11 protein-coding genes are annotated in these 13,132 nt (G+C 45.6%); 9 read left to right on the top strand and 2 right to left on the bottom strand.

What is annotated here, in order from left to right:
- Nucleotides 1-9 precede the first annotated feature (9 nt).
- Nucleotides 10-663: a 23S rRNA pseudouridine(2457) synthase RluE gene (gene rluE, locus F8561_RS16050; protein WP_032681233.1), complete on the bottom strand. Its 654-nt coding sequence runs from the start codon at nucleotides 661-663 to the stop codon at nucleotides 10-12.
- A gap of 117 nt (nucleotides 664-780) precedes the next feature.
- Here rluE and icd point away from each other — a divergent pair, with 117 nt between their 5' ends.
- The 5 genes from icd (at nucleotide 781) to F8561_RS16025 (ending at nucleotide 5,479) form a co-directional block, all read left to right on the top strand.
- Nucleotides 781-2,031, top strand: a complete 1,251-nt coding sequence (gene icd / locus F8561_RS16045; RefSeq protein ID WP_014169617.1) for an NADP-dependent isocitrate dehydrogenase — start codon at nucleotides 781-783, stop codon at nucleotides 2,029-2,031.
- A 590-nt stretch (nucleotides 2,032-2,621) separates the two neighbouring features.
- Nucleotides 2,622-3,668, top strand: coding sequence for a glycosyl hydrolase (locus tag F8561_RS16040; protein ID WP_151887699.1), 1,047 nt, complete (start codon nucleotides 2,622-2,624; stop codon nucleotides 3,666-3,668).
- A gap of 199 nt (nucleotides 3,669-3,867) precedes the next feature.
- Nucleotides 3,868-4,218 carry a DUF1304 domain-containing protein gene (locus F8561_RS16035; protein ID WP_151887698.1) on the top strand — a complete coding sequence of 117 codons (351 nt, stop codon included), beginning with the start codon at nucleotides 3,868-3,870 and terminating at the stop codon, nucleotides 4,216-4,218.
- Between the two features lie 76 nt (nucleotides 4,219-4,294).
- Nucleotides 4,295-4,540 (top strand): YmjA family protein, encoded by a 246-nt coding sequence (locus tag F8561_RS16030; protein ID WP_047744441.1) that lies wholly within the window; start codon nucleotides 4,295-4,297, stop codon nucleotides 4,538-4,540.
- 243 nt (nucleotides 4,541-4,783) lie between these two features.
- Nucleotides 4,784-5,479 carry a hypothetical protein gene (locus F8561_RS16025; protein ID WP_148575879.1) on the top strand — a complete coding sequence of 232 codons (696 nt, stop codon included), beginning with the start codon at nucleotides 4,784-4,786 and terminating at the stop codon, nucleotides 5,477-5,479.
- Here F8561_RS16025 and F8561_RS16020 read toward each other — a convergent pair.
- A complete protein-coding gene (locus F8561_RS16020) occupies nucleotides 5,476-6,987 on the bottom strand; it encodes a cyclic diguanylate phosphodiesterase (protein WP_151887697.1) in 1,512 nt (503 codons plus the stop codon). The two genes, F8561_RS16025 and F8561_RS16020, sit on opposite strands and share 4 nt — an antisense overlap.
- A 237-nt stretch (nucleotides 6,988-7,224) precedes the next feature.
- On the opposite strand from F8561_RS16020, the gene F8561_RS16015 reads away from it, so the two are divergent.
- The 4 genes from F8561_RS16015 to F8561_RS16000 all read left to right on the top strand — a co-directional run bounded on the left by F8561_RS16015 (nucleotide 7,225) and on the right by F8561_RS16000 (nucleotide 13,107).
- The gene (locus F8561_RS16015) at nucleotides 7,225-8,592 is read left to right on the top strand and encodes a cyclic diguanylate phosphodiesterase (RefSeq protein ID WP_226778069.1); all 1,368 of its coding nucleotides are present in this window, start codon (nucleotides 7,225-7,227) and stop codon (nucleotides 8,590-8,592) included.
- Between the two features lie 114 nt (nucleotides 8,593-8,706).
- Nucleotides 8,707-9,549: a TnsA endonuclease N-terminal domain-containing protein gene (locus F8561_RS16010; RefSeq protein WP_024551180.1), complete on the top strand. Its 843-nt coding sequence runs from the start codon at nucleotides 8,707-8,709 to the stop codon at nucleotides 9,547-9,549.
- Entirely contained in the window at nucleotides 9,536-11,659 is a 2,124-nt protein-coding gene (locus tag F8561_RS16005) for a transposase (protein WP_024551181.1), read from the top strand. The genes F8561_RS16010 and F8561_RS16005 overlap by 14 nt, the downstream gene beginning before the upstream one ends.
- Nucleotides 11,659-13,107, top strand: a complete 1,449-nt coding sequence (locus F8561_RS16000; RefSeq protein ID WP_001049182.1) for an ATP-binding protein — start codon at nucleotides 11,659-11,661, stop codon at nucleotides 13,105-13,107. The genes F8561_RS16005 and F8561_RS16000 overlap by 1 nt, the downstream gene beginning before the upstream one ends.
- Nucleotides 13,108-13,132: the final 25 nt, after the last annotated feature.

Raw genomic sequence — 13,132 nt, 5'->3', positions numbered from 1 at the left:
AGTGACTCCTTAAGGGGTAACGTCCCGCCATTCACCGTTTGCCAGTGAATCCAGGGTGTAGTTGCCCATTGCGTAGCGAATAAGTCGCAGGGTAGGGAAGCCCACGTGTGCGGTCATCCGGCGAACCTGGCGATTACGGCCTTCATAAAGGGTGATCTTGAGCCAGCTCGTCGGGATGGATTTGCGCTCGCGGATAGGCGGCGTGCGTGGCCACAGCCATTCCGGCTCGCTGACGAGCTCAATACCTGCAGGCAAGGTAGGACCATCGTTTAACGTCACGCCGCGGCGTAATGTCGCCAGCGTCTCTTCATCCGGTTCACCTTCAACCTGGACGAAGTAAATCTTTCCCGTGCGTTTGCCCGGCTGAGTGAGCCTGGCCTGTAAGGCACCATCGTTGGTTAAGACCAGAAGTCCTTCGCTATCCCGGTCCAGACGGCCAGCGGCGTAGACGCCCTGAACAGGAATGTAATCCTTCAGCGTGCTGCGTCCGGCTTCGTCAGTAAACTGCGGCAAAACATCGTAGGGTTTATTGAACAAAATAACCCGCTTTGGCTGGGATTCTTGTGGTCTTCTGGCGGCTTGTCGTGAGCTGAATCGCTCAACCCGGTGTTTTGTAAAAGAAGTTTTCTTCATGGTATTTTCAGACGTTATCAATTGCCGCATTATAGCCTATTAACGAAGACCTTTCATGGCGTCGGACAATCAGGTACTATCGAAGGGCTCATTACAATTTATTAACATAAGATCAGTAACAACCAGAAGCGCTCGAAGGAGAGGTTAATGGAAAGCAAAGTAGTTGTTCCGGCGGAAGGTAAAAAGATCACCCTGCAAAACGGCAAGATTAACGTTCCTCACAATCCGATTATCCCGTTCATCGAAGGTGACGGTATCGGTGTAGACGTTACCCCGGCAATGCTGAAAGTGGTTGATGCCGCTGTTGAGAAAGCCTACAAAGGCGAGCGTAAAATTTCCTGGATGGAAATTTACACCGGTGAAAAATCTACTCAAGTTTATGGCCAGGACGTTTGGCTGCCAGCTGAAACGCTGGACCTGATCCGCGACTACCGCGTTGCTATTAAAGGCCCTCTGACAACTCCAGTCGGTGGCGGTATTCGTTCCCTGAACGTTGCGCTGCGTCAGGAGCTGGACCTGTACGTGTGTCTGCGTCCGGTTCGTTACTATCAGGGCACCCCAAGCCCGGTTAAGCACCCTGAACTGACCGACATGGTTATCTTCCGCGAAAACTCAGAAGACATCTACGCGGGCATCGAGTGGAAAGCGGACTCTGCTGACGCAGAGAAAGTGATTAAATTCCTGCGCGAAGAGATGGGCGTGAAGAAAATTCGCTTCCCTGAGCATTGCGGTATCGGTATCAAGCCTTGCTCCGAAGAAGGGACTAAACGTCTGGTGCGTGCGGCCATTGAATACGCGATCACCAACGACCGTGACTCTGTGACGCTGGTTCACAAAGGCAACATCATGAAGTTCACCGAAGGCGCATTCAAAGACTGGGGCTACCAGCTGGCGATGGAAGAGTTCGGTGGTGAGCTGATTGACGGTGGTCCATGGCAGAAGATCAAGAACCCGAACACCGGCAAAGAGATCATCATTAAAGATGTGATCGCCGATGCGTTCCTGCAGCAGATCCTGCTGCGTCCTGCTGAATATGACGTTATCGCCTGTATGAACCTGAACGGTGACTACATCTCCGACGCCCTGGCGGCGCAGGTTGGCGGTATTGGTATCGCTCCTGGTGCGAACATCGGTGACGAGTGCGCACTGTTCGAAGCGACCCACGGTACGGCACCAAAATATGCCGGCCAGGATAAAGTGAACCCAGGTTCTATCATCCTGTCTGCAGAAATGATGCTGCGTCATATGGAATGGTTCGAAGCCGCAGACCTGATCGTTAAAGGTATGGAAGGCGCGATTAACGCCAAAACCGTAACGTACGATTTCGAACGTCTGATGGAAGGCGCTAAGCTGCTGAAATGCTCAGAGTTTGGCGACGCGATTATCGCGAACATGTAATCCACTTGCTGGGTTAAACAAGAACGGGAGCCGATGGGTTCCCGTTTTTTATTATTCGATTTCGTACGGTTATTAAAACCCCTCCCTTCAATAGCATTTACCGTCCACGCTTTACCGGGCCATCATGCGCTTTCGCCGTTTGATTCGGCGATGTATGCCCCAAAATTTCTTGAATATCTTAATTCCACGTCTCACTAAATTCATTGTTATGGTGTCCGGCCTCACCCGGTGCCGCGCTCATGAATACCTGATCTGACTTATCGGCTACGACGCGATTACGGTGAAACCCTCATTAATTCTGTTGTCAGCATAACTTTCTGGTGTGCGGAATATCACTCGTATTACGGGAGATAGCACAACGTGAATTAGCATCATTTTAAGCAGGCGGCTGATATAAATATCCCTGTCGCAGCAAGTTGTCTAATCAAACGGTATTGCTGCGCTGGCACTGTCCGCAGAAGTGGGAAAAGCCAGACAAACTGTACGAAAAAATAAAGCCGGGCAATATCAGTTTTATTGTGTACGTAGCAAACACGCATGGTCATTCATTGCCATGTATTTTCCAATCGAGACGTAAGGATATTCTACAAATGAGTACTTTTACTGTAGTACCCGCAAATCAGTCTGCAGATAATAATGCGAAAATGATTTATCAGTGGTTGAGTGGTCTGTCCGATCGACGGGGTAAAAAGCTCATTTCAGGTATTTTTGGTGGCTATAGCAATATCGGCGGCGTCGATGCTTTTTCCCTGCAACAAGGAAAAGACCTGCAGGCCCTGACCGGGAAATTCCCCGCTATTTATAGCGCTGACTATGCCCGTGGCTGGGATGCCTGTACCCCAGGAGAGGAAGCCAGTTTGATCGATTTTGGTTGTAATGCCGATCTGATCGACCACTGGAAAAAAGGCGGACTGGTCGCGATCAGCCACCATTTACCAAACCCTTGTTTTGCGGGGAATAATCCTGGTGATGGAAAGGGGGCTCTCAAGCATCCTGTGAGTAATGATGAATTTTCTGCAATCTTACAGTCTGGAACACCGTCGCGTGGACGCTGGTTGGCAATGCTTGATAAGGTCGCTCAGGGCCTACAGCAACTGAATGAGAAAGGTGTCACCGTCTTTTATCGACCCTTGCATGAGATGAATGGCGAGTGGTTCTGGTGGGGGGCAACCGGTGAGAATACAAACGATACTGTACGTATGGATCTGTATCGACGCCTGTATCAGGATATCTTTAACTATTTCGTTAAAACGAAAGGGTTAAACAATTTACTCTGGGTCTTCTCTCCTGATGCAAACCGGGATTATAAGACATCTTATTACCCTGGCGCAGAGTATGTTGATATTACTGGCCTGGACTTGTATACAGACAATCCTGCCACTGTAAACGGTTACGATGAAATGGTGGCATTGAATAAGCCGTTTGCCTTTGCTGAGGTGGGGCCATCAACAATTAACGGCCAGTTTGATTATGCAAATTTAGTGAGTGTTATTCTTCAGAAATACCCTAAAGCAACCATGTTTATCCCCTGGAACAATGACTGGAGCCCGCTGAAAAACCTGAATGCCTCTGGTGCATACAATAATGACCGGGTAATAAATCTCGGAGAGGTATGGAACGGAAGCGTTCTGAGTTAATGTACGTTCCGGTGTCACGTTGATGCGCCATATAAAATGGTTGAAGTCGCTGGCCCGATCGTTAACGCTATAGAAGATGCTAAAATGTTCAGAGTCTGGCGACGCGATCATCGCGAATATGTCATCCAGATTCTGGGTTAAACGTGAACGGGGGCCAGAAGGTCCCCGTTTTTTTCCTCTGCCTGCGGGAGACTGCAAGATGTTAGCTACGATCCTTGTCGCTATTGTTGCATTAATTCATCTCTACATACTTGTGCTGGAAATGTTCCTGTGGAACACAAAAACAGGCCACAAGGCATTTAATCTCAGCCCTGATTTTGTACGCGATACCCGTGTGCTGGCCGCAAATCAGGGGTTGTATAACGGTTTTCTGGCGGCGGGACTGCTCTGGGGACTGTGGCTTGGTGAAAGCGGTGTTCCTGTGGTCTTCTTCTTTTTGACCTGCGTGCTGATTGCGGGCATTTACGGTGCCATGACCGCCAGCCGAAAAATACTCTATGTTCAGGCTTTACCGGCGCTGGCTGCATTGATTGCATTGTGGTTGCGTTGATTAACAAGGCTTTGGTCTAAGAGTGCCGTCCGATATACTTACGCATTACCCTTAAAGGTCAGAGAAGAGACTGTTTATGCCCAATGAAATTCCACTTAAGTATTATGACATCGTCGATGAATACGCGTCGGAAGCCGCGGAGCCGGTAAGTGAGGCAGAGCGCGATCCTCTTGCCTGTTATTTCCAGTTGCTGCTCACCCGTTTATCGAACAATGAAGAGATCAGCGAGGAAGCCCAGCAAGAGATGGCGAGTGAAGCCGGCATCCGTAGCGCGCGCATTGATGATATTGCGAACTTCCTCAATCAGTGGGGAAATGAATAGTCCGCCTCAAAAACCGTTGTGATGATGCTTTGCTAAACAGCTCAGCATCACGCTATCGGACCACATGCATTTTTTATCCGGGATGTGCGTTGAGGGTTTACCGATGAGCAGGGCGAAAATAACGATCAGGAAAAAGAGTACCAGCGGAAACAACAGAGAATTTTTCACGTTTTAACCAAATGAGAGTGTGCTTCAGGGTAATCTACGGTCTGAATGTGACGACTATATGTTTTTAGGAAAGAAATGGAAACGTCTGATCTGGAAAAACATTACCACGACACCAACGCTAAGACGCTGGCGCTCTGGGAAAAGCGGGACGGTATCGGAGCGGTAAGGGAGCCGTTTTATGCTACGCAAAAGCTCGCACTGGCGACAGGTTTCCAGCCGGAAATGACCGCGTCTCTCGACATGTTGTTTCGGGAACTGCGGGCGTTGACCCGCCACGACTCGTTAGTAGACCTCCAGCCGCCATCCGGCTTCCATTTCACCTTCGTACCCATAACGCTCCCTCTCTACGACGAGAATGCACCGTTACCGGCGAAGACGCATCAGCTTATCGACGCATGGACCCCTTTTGCCGGTCTGGGCATCACGGTTCGGGAACTCAGGCTGGTGGCATTGCCCAACCAGCTCTTGCTTGCAGGCATACCCGATACACTTGCCTTGAGGCAGCGGCAGGCGTTTTGTGAACGTCTGTTAACCACGGACTGGCAAGCGGCGTTGCGCTTACGCCATGGCAATACCCCTTTGCCAGCGCCGTTCTGGCACACTACGCTGTTGCGCTACCAGGCAGACTGTCTGCCTGAATCACTGAGGGCGTTTTTCCGGGAGCGCCGCATGCAGCGTTACGGTGAGGTTTGCGGAGAGCTAAAACTCAACGTCGTGAATTATAACTGGACGCTATGCAGAGCCGTCACGTCGTCAATGTTGACACGTTAACGCGCTGGTTTTTGCTTATCGTTGTTAAGTTGCTGCGTCAGTTCACCAATGGTCAGTGATTTAGAGAAATACCACCCCTGAATCAGGGCATCAGGATACCGGTCAGCGATAAAGCGATATTGCGTTTCGCTTTCCACACCTTCAAAGACGAGCGTTTTATTCAGTCTGGCGAGGGCGTCACTAAAGATGACGAATATATTCTGTTTATAATGCTCATTAATACCATCTACCAGCGATTTGTCTATTTTGATCTCATCGTATTCCAGAAGCGATATGCGGGCGAGGTTAGAGTTTTGTACTCCAAAATCGTCAATTGATATTCTCACACCCAATGATTTTAACGCCTGACAGAACCCTTCGAGAACATCCGCAGTGGAAACCGCCTTTTCAGAGAGTTCGACTTTTATCAAGGAGAGTGGAATGCTATTCACTAAACACTCACGACACAGAATCTTAATGAATTGCCCGTCTTCAATCTCGGTTCGGCCAATATTTAATGAAATCACCAGCTGATGTTTAATCGCCAGCGAGGCGATTTCTGCCAGGGATTTTTCGATGATATTGATATAATACTTTTGATACAGGCCAATTTTCTTAATTAAGGGAATAAAGAGCTCAGGCGAGACCTCTCCATGATTGTTATCGCGCCATCTCGACAGAACTTCAACGCCCACCATTTTTTTATCCTGGATTCGAATAATGGGCTGGTAGTTAACGCTGATGGTATTGGCTTTTACCGCGTTAACCAGCGTGCGCTCCAGTGAGAACCGATCTTCATAGATGCGGAAGAAAAACAGCGTGATCGCTATCCAGATGAAAGCCAGAATTGCCGTGAGAAGGGTAAACACCACCAGAGACAATGAAGCCAGCCCTGCGTTGTGATGCTTCACGATCACACACAAATCCCATACGGCGCTGCACTGCGTCAGGGTTAAGGTAAACAGATTCGAATGCAGCCAGCTCTGTTCTTTTATCACCGGGGAGGCTGAGAAAAATGTTCTGCCGAAATCTTTGGTCGTCGTACTCAGTGAATAGTTCGCCGTAATCGGCGTGAACTTATCGTAAGCATAGCGGGAGGTGAATATAATCACGCTATTATAAATTGCCGCATTGCCTGTAAAAAAATCTTTTCTGGAAAACTGTGCCAGAAGAAAACCCCGTGGCGTTTTATGCAGCTCTGCAGGAAGGGCAACGGGAGTGGCGAGTTTACCCCAAAAAGCAGTACAGGCTATTTTCCCCTTTTCAATAAAACCGATATCCCCGAAATAGAGGCTATCTAACTTTATCTGCCTGTAACTATCGAGACTGGTTTTATCACAACCCTGTGTAGTAATGCTTTTGAGCGCCTGCGCCACACTTTGAGAGAGGCCTTCTGAATATTGCAAAAGGGAATGGGAAACCTCGAGCTGTTTGCTCTTTTGCTGGGCCACGATAACCGCATTAACCGCGTAGAGAGAGAGGGCGACCAGCAACGTTGAAATGATAGCAACGGCAATGATCTTTTTCATTTTCCAGTTGTCCCGTTCGCTCCCTGATTTGACAAATCTTAACACAGCCAGGGCAAGGCACAAGCCTGATAATAACGGAGGTTTATCTTATTCAGTCAGAGTAACTCATGCGGAAGTACCAGTTTTTTAAGATAAATCTTAACTAAACTTTTCACATTGCTTTAAGCAGCGCAGAGTTTGCCAGGCGATCGCCTTATACAGGTCATAAATGAGCGTTTTTCTCTTAAGGAAAAAATCGTGCGCAACGTTATGCTCCCCATTCTGTGTGCCTTATTTGTGTTTCTGAGTGGCATGCTGATCATTAACTGGCAGTTGTGGCATATGGCCCGGTCAAATTATGCCGAAACCGCCGCCGCAAGCACGCGTAAAATTGAGGCCATTCTTGCTGAGGCTGTCAGTGCTGCAGATACAGCAAAACGGGTCGCCGCTGCAGGGTGTACCGACACCGGACAGCGTGAACTGGGTTCGGAAGCTGCGCTGAAACCGCATCTTCGCGCCATTATGATTGAGCAGCAGGGTAGGATCGTCTGTACCTCCCTTCCCGGAAACGGCGTATTGATTGTTCGCCCGCAGACGCTGCCCAACAAAGGATTGATGCTGCTCCCCGGTAATCGCCTGGTGAACGGCATTCCGGTGTTACTTTTTCAGATGCCCGTCGCGAAAGGGCGCGTTATCGTAAGCGTTAGCGACGCGCATTTGCGGGATGTTATTGCGAGTGCAGCAAACAGCACGGGACTGAGGCTGGTTGTTGGCGATAAAGCAATAGCCGGCGCGGGCGATGTGACCAGTTGGCCCCCCGTGAAGTGGGCGGGCTCCATAACAGCATCGGCACATTTTCCGTTTAGCATGGCCTGGCAGCCTCCCGCCTTTTTCAGCCTGACGCGTTTACTGCACCAGGGATGGAGCCTCATACTGCTTATCCTTGCGTTATCTGTAGCTGTTGGCATTCTTATCCGTCGCTACAGGGGGAAAAGCAGCTCGTTTGAAGACGATCTGCGTAAAGCCATCATCCACGGCCAGATCGTTCCGTACTATCAGCCGATCGTGAATGGCGATACCGGCGGTTTGTATGGCGTGGAAGTACTGGCAAGGTGGAAGCACCCAAAATCAGGCTTTATCCCACCGGATGTTTTTATTCCGATTGCCGAGCGCAGCGGCCTGATAATTCCGCTGACCAAAGGGTTAATGGCGAAAGTGGTGACCGAGCTTAAGCCGCTTTTGCCTAAGTTGCCGGACGGATTTCACATCGGAGTGAACATCAGCGCCAGACACATCAATGCGCCTTCTTTTATCGCTGACTGCCGGGTCTTTGGAAAAGGCTTTTATGGTAAAGAGGTCAAACTGGTTCTCGAAGTGACCGAGCGTGAACCGCTGATCGATAATCCTCATCTGGTGGAAAATCTCACTGCGTTACATAACGCCGGTTTCGTCATTGCGCTTGATGACTTTGGGACCGGGTATTCCGGACTCTCCTGTCTGCACGCGCTGGCGATTGATTATATTAAAATCGATAAAAGTTTCGTGAACCGGGTATCAGAGGCGAAAGACTCTACGATCCTGCTGTCCGAAGACAATAAAGTTGTACACAAAGCACTAAAGTTGTAACCATTCTCAAAAAACGACGCTAATGTTGTATACTTACTGAATGTGTGGTTATAGGGTTGGAGACTATAAAATGCACATATAGGTACGTATCAATGTCGTTTTTTGGGTACGATCATGGGTAGGGGTAGGCGTCTCAAATCCTATTTGGATTATGAAAATGCGCTAGGTGACGGCATAGGAGTGGGCTATGGCCAAAGTTATCAGCCCTGGCTTAGAGCTCAGGACGTTAAATCCCGTGGAAACCGTTCGATAGTCTTTGGCCTTAAGACGTTTCGAAACCATCATCTCCTTTCTTCTGTCGAAAGTAACTTTTTCTATCTGGCTGAGTTTAATGACTCGGTGATTGATATCCGGGAACAATTCCCACTCTTTCCTCTCCGGCTTACCCAACAAATAGCAAATCATCTACATTTTCAACATCCTATGGTGAGGGGAGTAAGAGGAGTACCTGTCGAAGTTCTGAATGTTATGACAACCGATTTTTTACTGACCTTGAGAACTCCTGAAGGCGGACTTCGATACAAAGCTATAGCAGTAAAACATAACGAGAGCATACCTGAACGCGAAGCCCAAAAACTTGAAATAGAGAGGATGTTTTGGCAGTTGATTGATGTTGAGTTTCAAATTTATGTTGGCTCGGAACTCAATAACGTCGTCGGTAAAAACATTTGCTGGGCTACTTCTGTATTAAGAGATGGTTCTGAATTTTATGATAAATATCCTCTTGATAAAATCCTATGGAAGCTTAAACCAGATGTTTATCCCATAGTGGGACTACGTGCAATGATTTCATCAATCATTGGGGTAGATGCACAAGAAGCGATGATGTTATTGCAGGCAATGATTGGATTAAAAATGATAAAAATTGATTTATCATATCCAATACTCGAAACCGGTCTGATAAAGATAATATCCAATGGCCACTATATAGGACTGAACGCAAATGGATATTATTAGAAATTCAGTCTGGCTCTCTCAAGGCACTGATTTGCTTGCAGAGGGGCTTTATCGTGTTTTGGATTTTGACAAAAAGGTTGATTTGTTAATTTTGTTTAAAATAAAATCAGAAAGAACGGGTAAGCCAATTCCTTTCTCATTTTCATTGTTTAAATATTATATTGAATCAAATAGCATAACTTGTAAAGATTATATATACCCTTCATATATGTTAGTAGATGAGAAAGAAATAACAGATGAAGACAGGGGAAGGCGAGATGAAAATTACAATATCATTAAAGATCTTGTAGATGACAGAATGTTTCTGTTCGACTATGCATTACATAAAAAGTCTCACCTTTTAATGGACTACTCCAGAAATAAAAAAATATCACAATATACTATCAGAACGCTTCTGGCGTTGTACTGGCGACATGGGCAGGATGTTTATGCATTACTACCCGCATTCTCGAACTGTGGTGCCGCTGGGAAAAGTAGAATCAAACATGAAATTAAACTTGGGAATTCCAAGAAAAACAGAGCATTACCTAATGAACGTTCACGTGTTTTCATTCTTAATGAAAGAGATATAAATAATATTAGAAAATCTCTCATTATGTATCATTATAAAGTTAACGGAGATACGATAAAGAAAACATTAGAGAGACATATTGATTTGTATTTTAGGGATGAAATTAAAACAGCGAACTTAGAAAATAGAGCTCCATATGTTCCTTCTTTAAAACAATTTTCATACTGGAATAAAAAACTCTTCACTAAAGATTTCTCGATAAAGAAGAAGAACACGAAAAAAGAAATAGACCTCAAAATGCGGGCGCTTTTAGGTAGTGCGGCTAATACAACTGTTTTACCGGGTGATGTTTTCGAAATAGACTCAACTGTCGCTGATGTACATCTTATTTCGAGTTTAAACAGACGAAAAGTCATTGGGCGCCCAACTATTTATACAGTGGTGGATCGCGCAACAAGAATGATTGTTGGCCTTCATGTTTCTTTATACCATGCTTCATGGCGAGCTGCCCGACAAGCGTTAGCAAATTGCTTTATGCCAAAAAAAGAATATTGTAGATTATTTGGAATCTCTATTACTAATGATGATTGGCCTTGTTCTCATATTCCATTAACATTGATGTGTGACAACGGGGAGATGATTGGTCTTAAACCTCAGGAAAAGATGACCCCCCTGACAAAACTTGAGTTTGCGCCAGTCGGTAGAGGCGACAGAAAAAGCATTGTTGAACGCTGTTTCGGTATTCTAAATGATGAAGTTATTCATAGGCTTATTGGAACAACACGAAGGGGTAAGATTGTTAAAGGAGAGCCAACACCGCAATCCAGGGCTTGTTTAACGATTCAGGAGGTCACGTCTTTACTGATTCGGGAGATACTTGCACATAATCAGAGAACATATGAAGAACTGGCTTATATCAATCCCTTACTGATTGAAAATGATCTCGTAATATCACCAAAAAATAGTTGGATGATAAGCTTAAAGCACGGGAGATTCAGCGCAAGAGCCGTTGGGGCCGACGAAGTGATCGCACGATTGTTGATCCCTGTGAACGCTAACATTACCGCCGGTGGGATTCAGTACAATAATCTTTTTTATGAATGTGATCCAGACATTGCATCAGGTGCCAGAGTATTTGGAAGAACCACTTGTGAAGCAAGAATAGATGACAATTGCGTAGATTATATATATGTAAGATTTGACAAAAATAGCATTTTCAAAAAGCATTACCTGCTTAAGAAAAGAGATATATTTAAAGGTAAAGCTCATCTTGATACAGATGTAATGGCTGATTGGGTAGATACTCAAAAAGAAATTAATTTATTTACTCTGAATTCACTCAGCAATATCAATAATAAAGATGATTTTAACAAGAAAGGTAACGAAAGATTAAATGAAATATACGAATCTCGACGGGTACATGGTAAAGATATTAAAAAGAACAGGAAAAATGAACTTGATTCATTAGGGCGAACTGATGTTGCTAATGGAAGACCTGAACCCCTACTTCCGTCATCCAGTAAGGTTCTGCTTTTGCCTGGCCGGGAGGAGAAACAAAGATGGTTAAAAGGTAAGAAGAAGACTGAGGACGCAGAATAATGAACCTTATACGGAGCGTTTCAGCGATATATAAAGAACAGGAGTTACCTGAGTATCGTGGCAACCCCTTAATTGAAGCACTTCCTGAAGCGCTTACGGAAGATGAAGTACTTCTGGAAATGAGTTATTTTCCCGAAATTGACGAAAAAATCCGCTGGACTGCCCCGGCGAATGTTAGAGAGCAGTATGTCGAACGTATAAAGAAATTCCGTTGCCCTCAAACCAATCTTATCCAGGCTTATAAAATGATTTTACGGGCACTTAGGGAAAGCTATGCAGCCCGTAATCCTTTAAAAAGCGGAACTATTCAATATCTTCATTACTATGGGACTGAGCGTCCTGATATTGAACCCGAAAGTGGATATTTTAAATCCCAGGCTGAAACCATTACGATAGTTGGAATGAGTGGTTCTGGAAAAACTACCATGATCGAGCAAGTCATGGATCATTTCCCTCAGATTATAGAACACAGCAGCTATAAAGGAGTTTTTCCCGGCTTCAGTAAGCAAATCGTATGGGTAAAGATTAATTGTCCATACAACTCAAGTGTGAGAGACCTTTGTGAAGAGATTTTACAAAAATTAGATGATGCAATTGGTATTGAACGAACTACACCAGAGATTAGAAATGGTGCTCTGGCTCGCCAGATTGCGCAAAGAATAAAATCATCATTTTTAGGTATCCTTGTTATTGATGAAATGCAGAGGCTAAAATTTTCAAGAACTGGAGGTGAGAGTAAGTTGATTGATTTTTTACATGAAATTGTAGATTCGATGGGGGTATCTATGGTTTTTTGTGGAAATCATCCTTTTGACGAGACTCTGACAAAGAAAATGAGAATTGCCAGGCGGGCAGAGTCTGGTGGTTATATGAAAATTTCAAATGTCAGATACGACTCACAAGACTGGCAATCGTTTATTCATTATTTATGGCCATTACAATGGACAAATGTTGAAACACCATTAAATGATGAGTTAAACGAAAAATTATTCATTTTATCTAAAGGCAACATTGGATTGGCTCAGATGATTTATCGGGGGGCACAATTAAAGGTTATCGGTAGCGGTAATGAAATCATAACTGGTGCAGTCTTGTCGGCCTCTGTACCGGTACTCGTAAGCCATACGGAGGAATATAAGGATACTTTACTCCCGGGGGCAGCGACTGAAGACGAGGAAGCCAAATGGCTCTCTGCATCTAATGAAAGTGATGCTTCGGCTAAGTTCATGTCAGAGAAGCCCTTAAAAGCTTTGATCCCTGGAGATATAGACAGGCCACAGCACAAGGAATTCGTAAGAAAAATAGACGAGGTTATGCGCAATTTCGACGAGAAAATACTGTCTCTTGACCATGATCTTGTTATCACCAGAACAGCTGAAAAGAAAAATACCTACGATGCTCTTCAGCGTTGCGGGCTTATAAATACAGATCCACTTAATAAATTGTAATGAGGTCATCAGTTCGTAACGGTCA

It is taken from the genome of Enterobacter sp. 198, assembly GCF_009025585.1.
In the GTDB taxonomy this organism is placed as follows: Bacteria; Pseudomonadota; Gammaproteobacteria; order Enterobacterales; family Enterobacteriaceae; genus Enterobacter; species Enterobacter ludwigii.
This window is presented reverse-complemented; position numbering and strand designations above follow the sequence as displayed.

Coding starts and splice junctions, on each gene's coding strand:
- rluE (WP_032681233.1), bottom strand. CDS start 663: ATGCGGCAATTGATAACGTCTGAAAATACCATGAAGAAAACTTCTTTT.
- icd (WP_014169617.1), top strand. CDS start 781: ATGGAAAGCAAAGTAGTTGTTCCGGCGGAAGGTAAAAAGATCACCCTG.
- F8561_RS16040 (WP_151887699.1), top strand. CDS start 2,622: ATGAGTACTTTTACTGTAGTACCCGCAAATCAGTCTGCAGATAATAAT.
- F8561_RS16035 (WP_151887698.1), top strand. CDS start 3,868: ATGTTAGCTACGATCCTTGTCGCTATTGTTGCATTAATTCATCTCTAC.
- F8561_RS16030 (WP_047744441.1), top strand. CDS start 4,295: ATGCCCAATGAAATTCCACTTAAGTATTATGACATCGTCGATGAATAC.
- F8561_RS16025 (WP_148575879.1), top strand. CDS start 4,784: ATGGAAACGTCTGATCTGGAAAAACATTACCACGACACCAACGCTAAG.
- F8561_RS16020 (WP_151887697.1), bottom strand. CDS start 6,987: ATGAAAAAGATCATTGCCGTTGCTATCATTTCAACGTTGCTGGTCGCC.
- F8561_RS16010 (WP_024551180.1), top strand. CDS start 8,707: ATGGGTAGGGGTAGGCGTCTCAAATCCTATTTGGATTATGAAAATGCG.
- F8561_RS16005 (WP_024551181.1), top strand. CDS start 9,536: ATGGATATTATTAGAAATTCAGTCTGGCTCTCTCAAGGCACTGATTTG.
- F8561_RS16000 (WP_001049182.1), top strand. CDS start 11,659: ATGAACCTTATACGGAGCGTTTCAGCGATATATAAAGAACAGGAGTTA.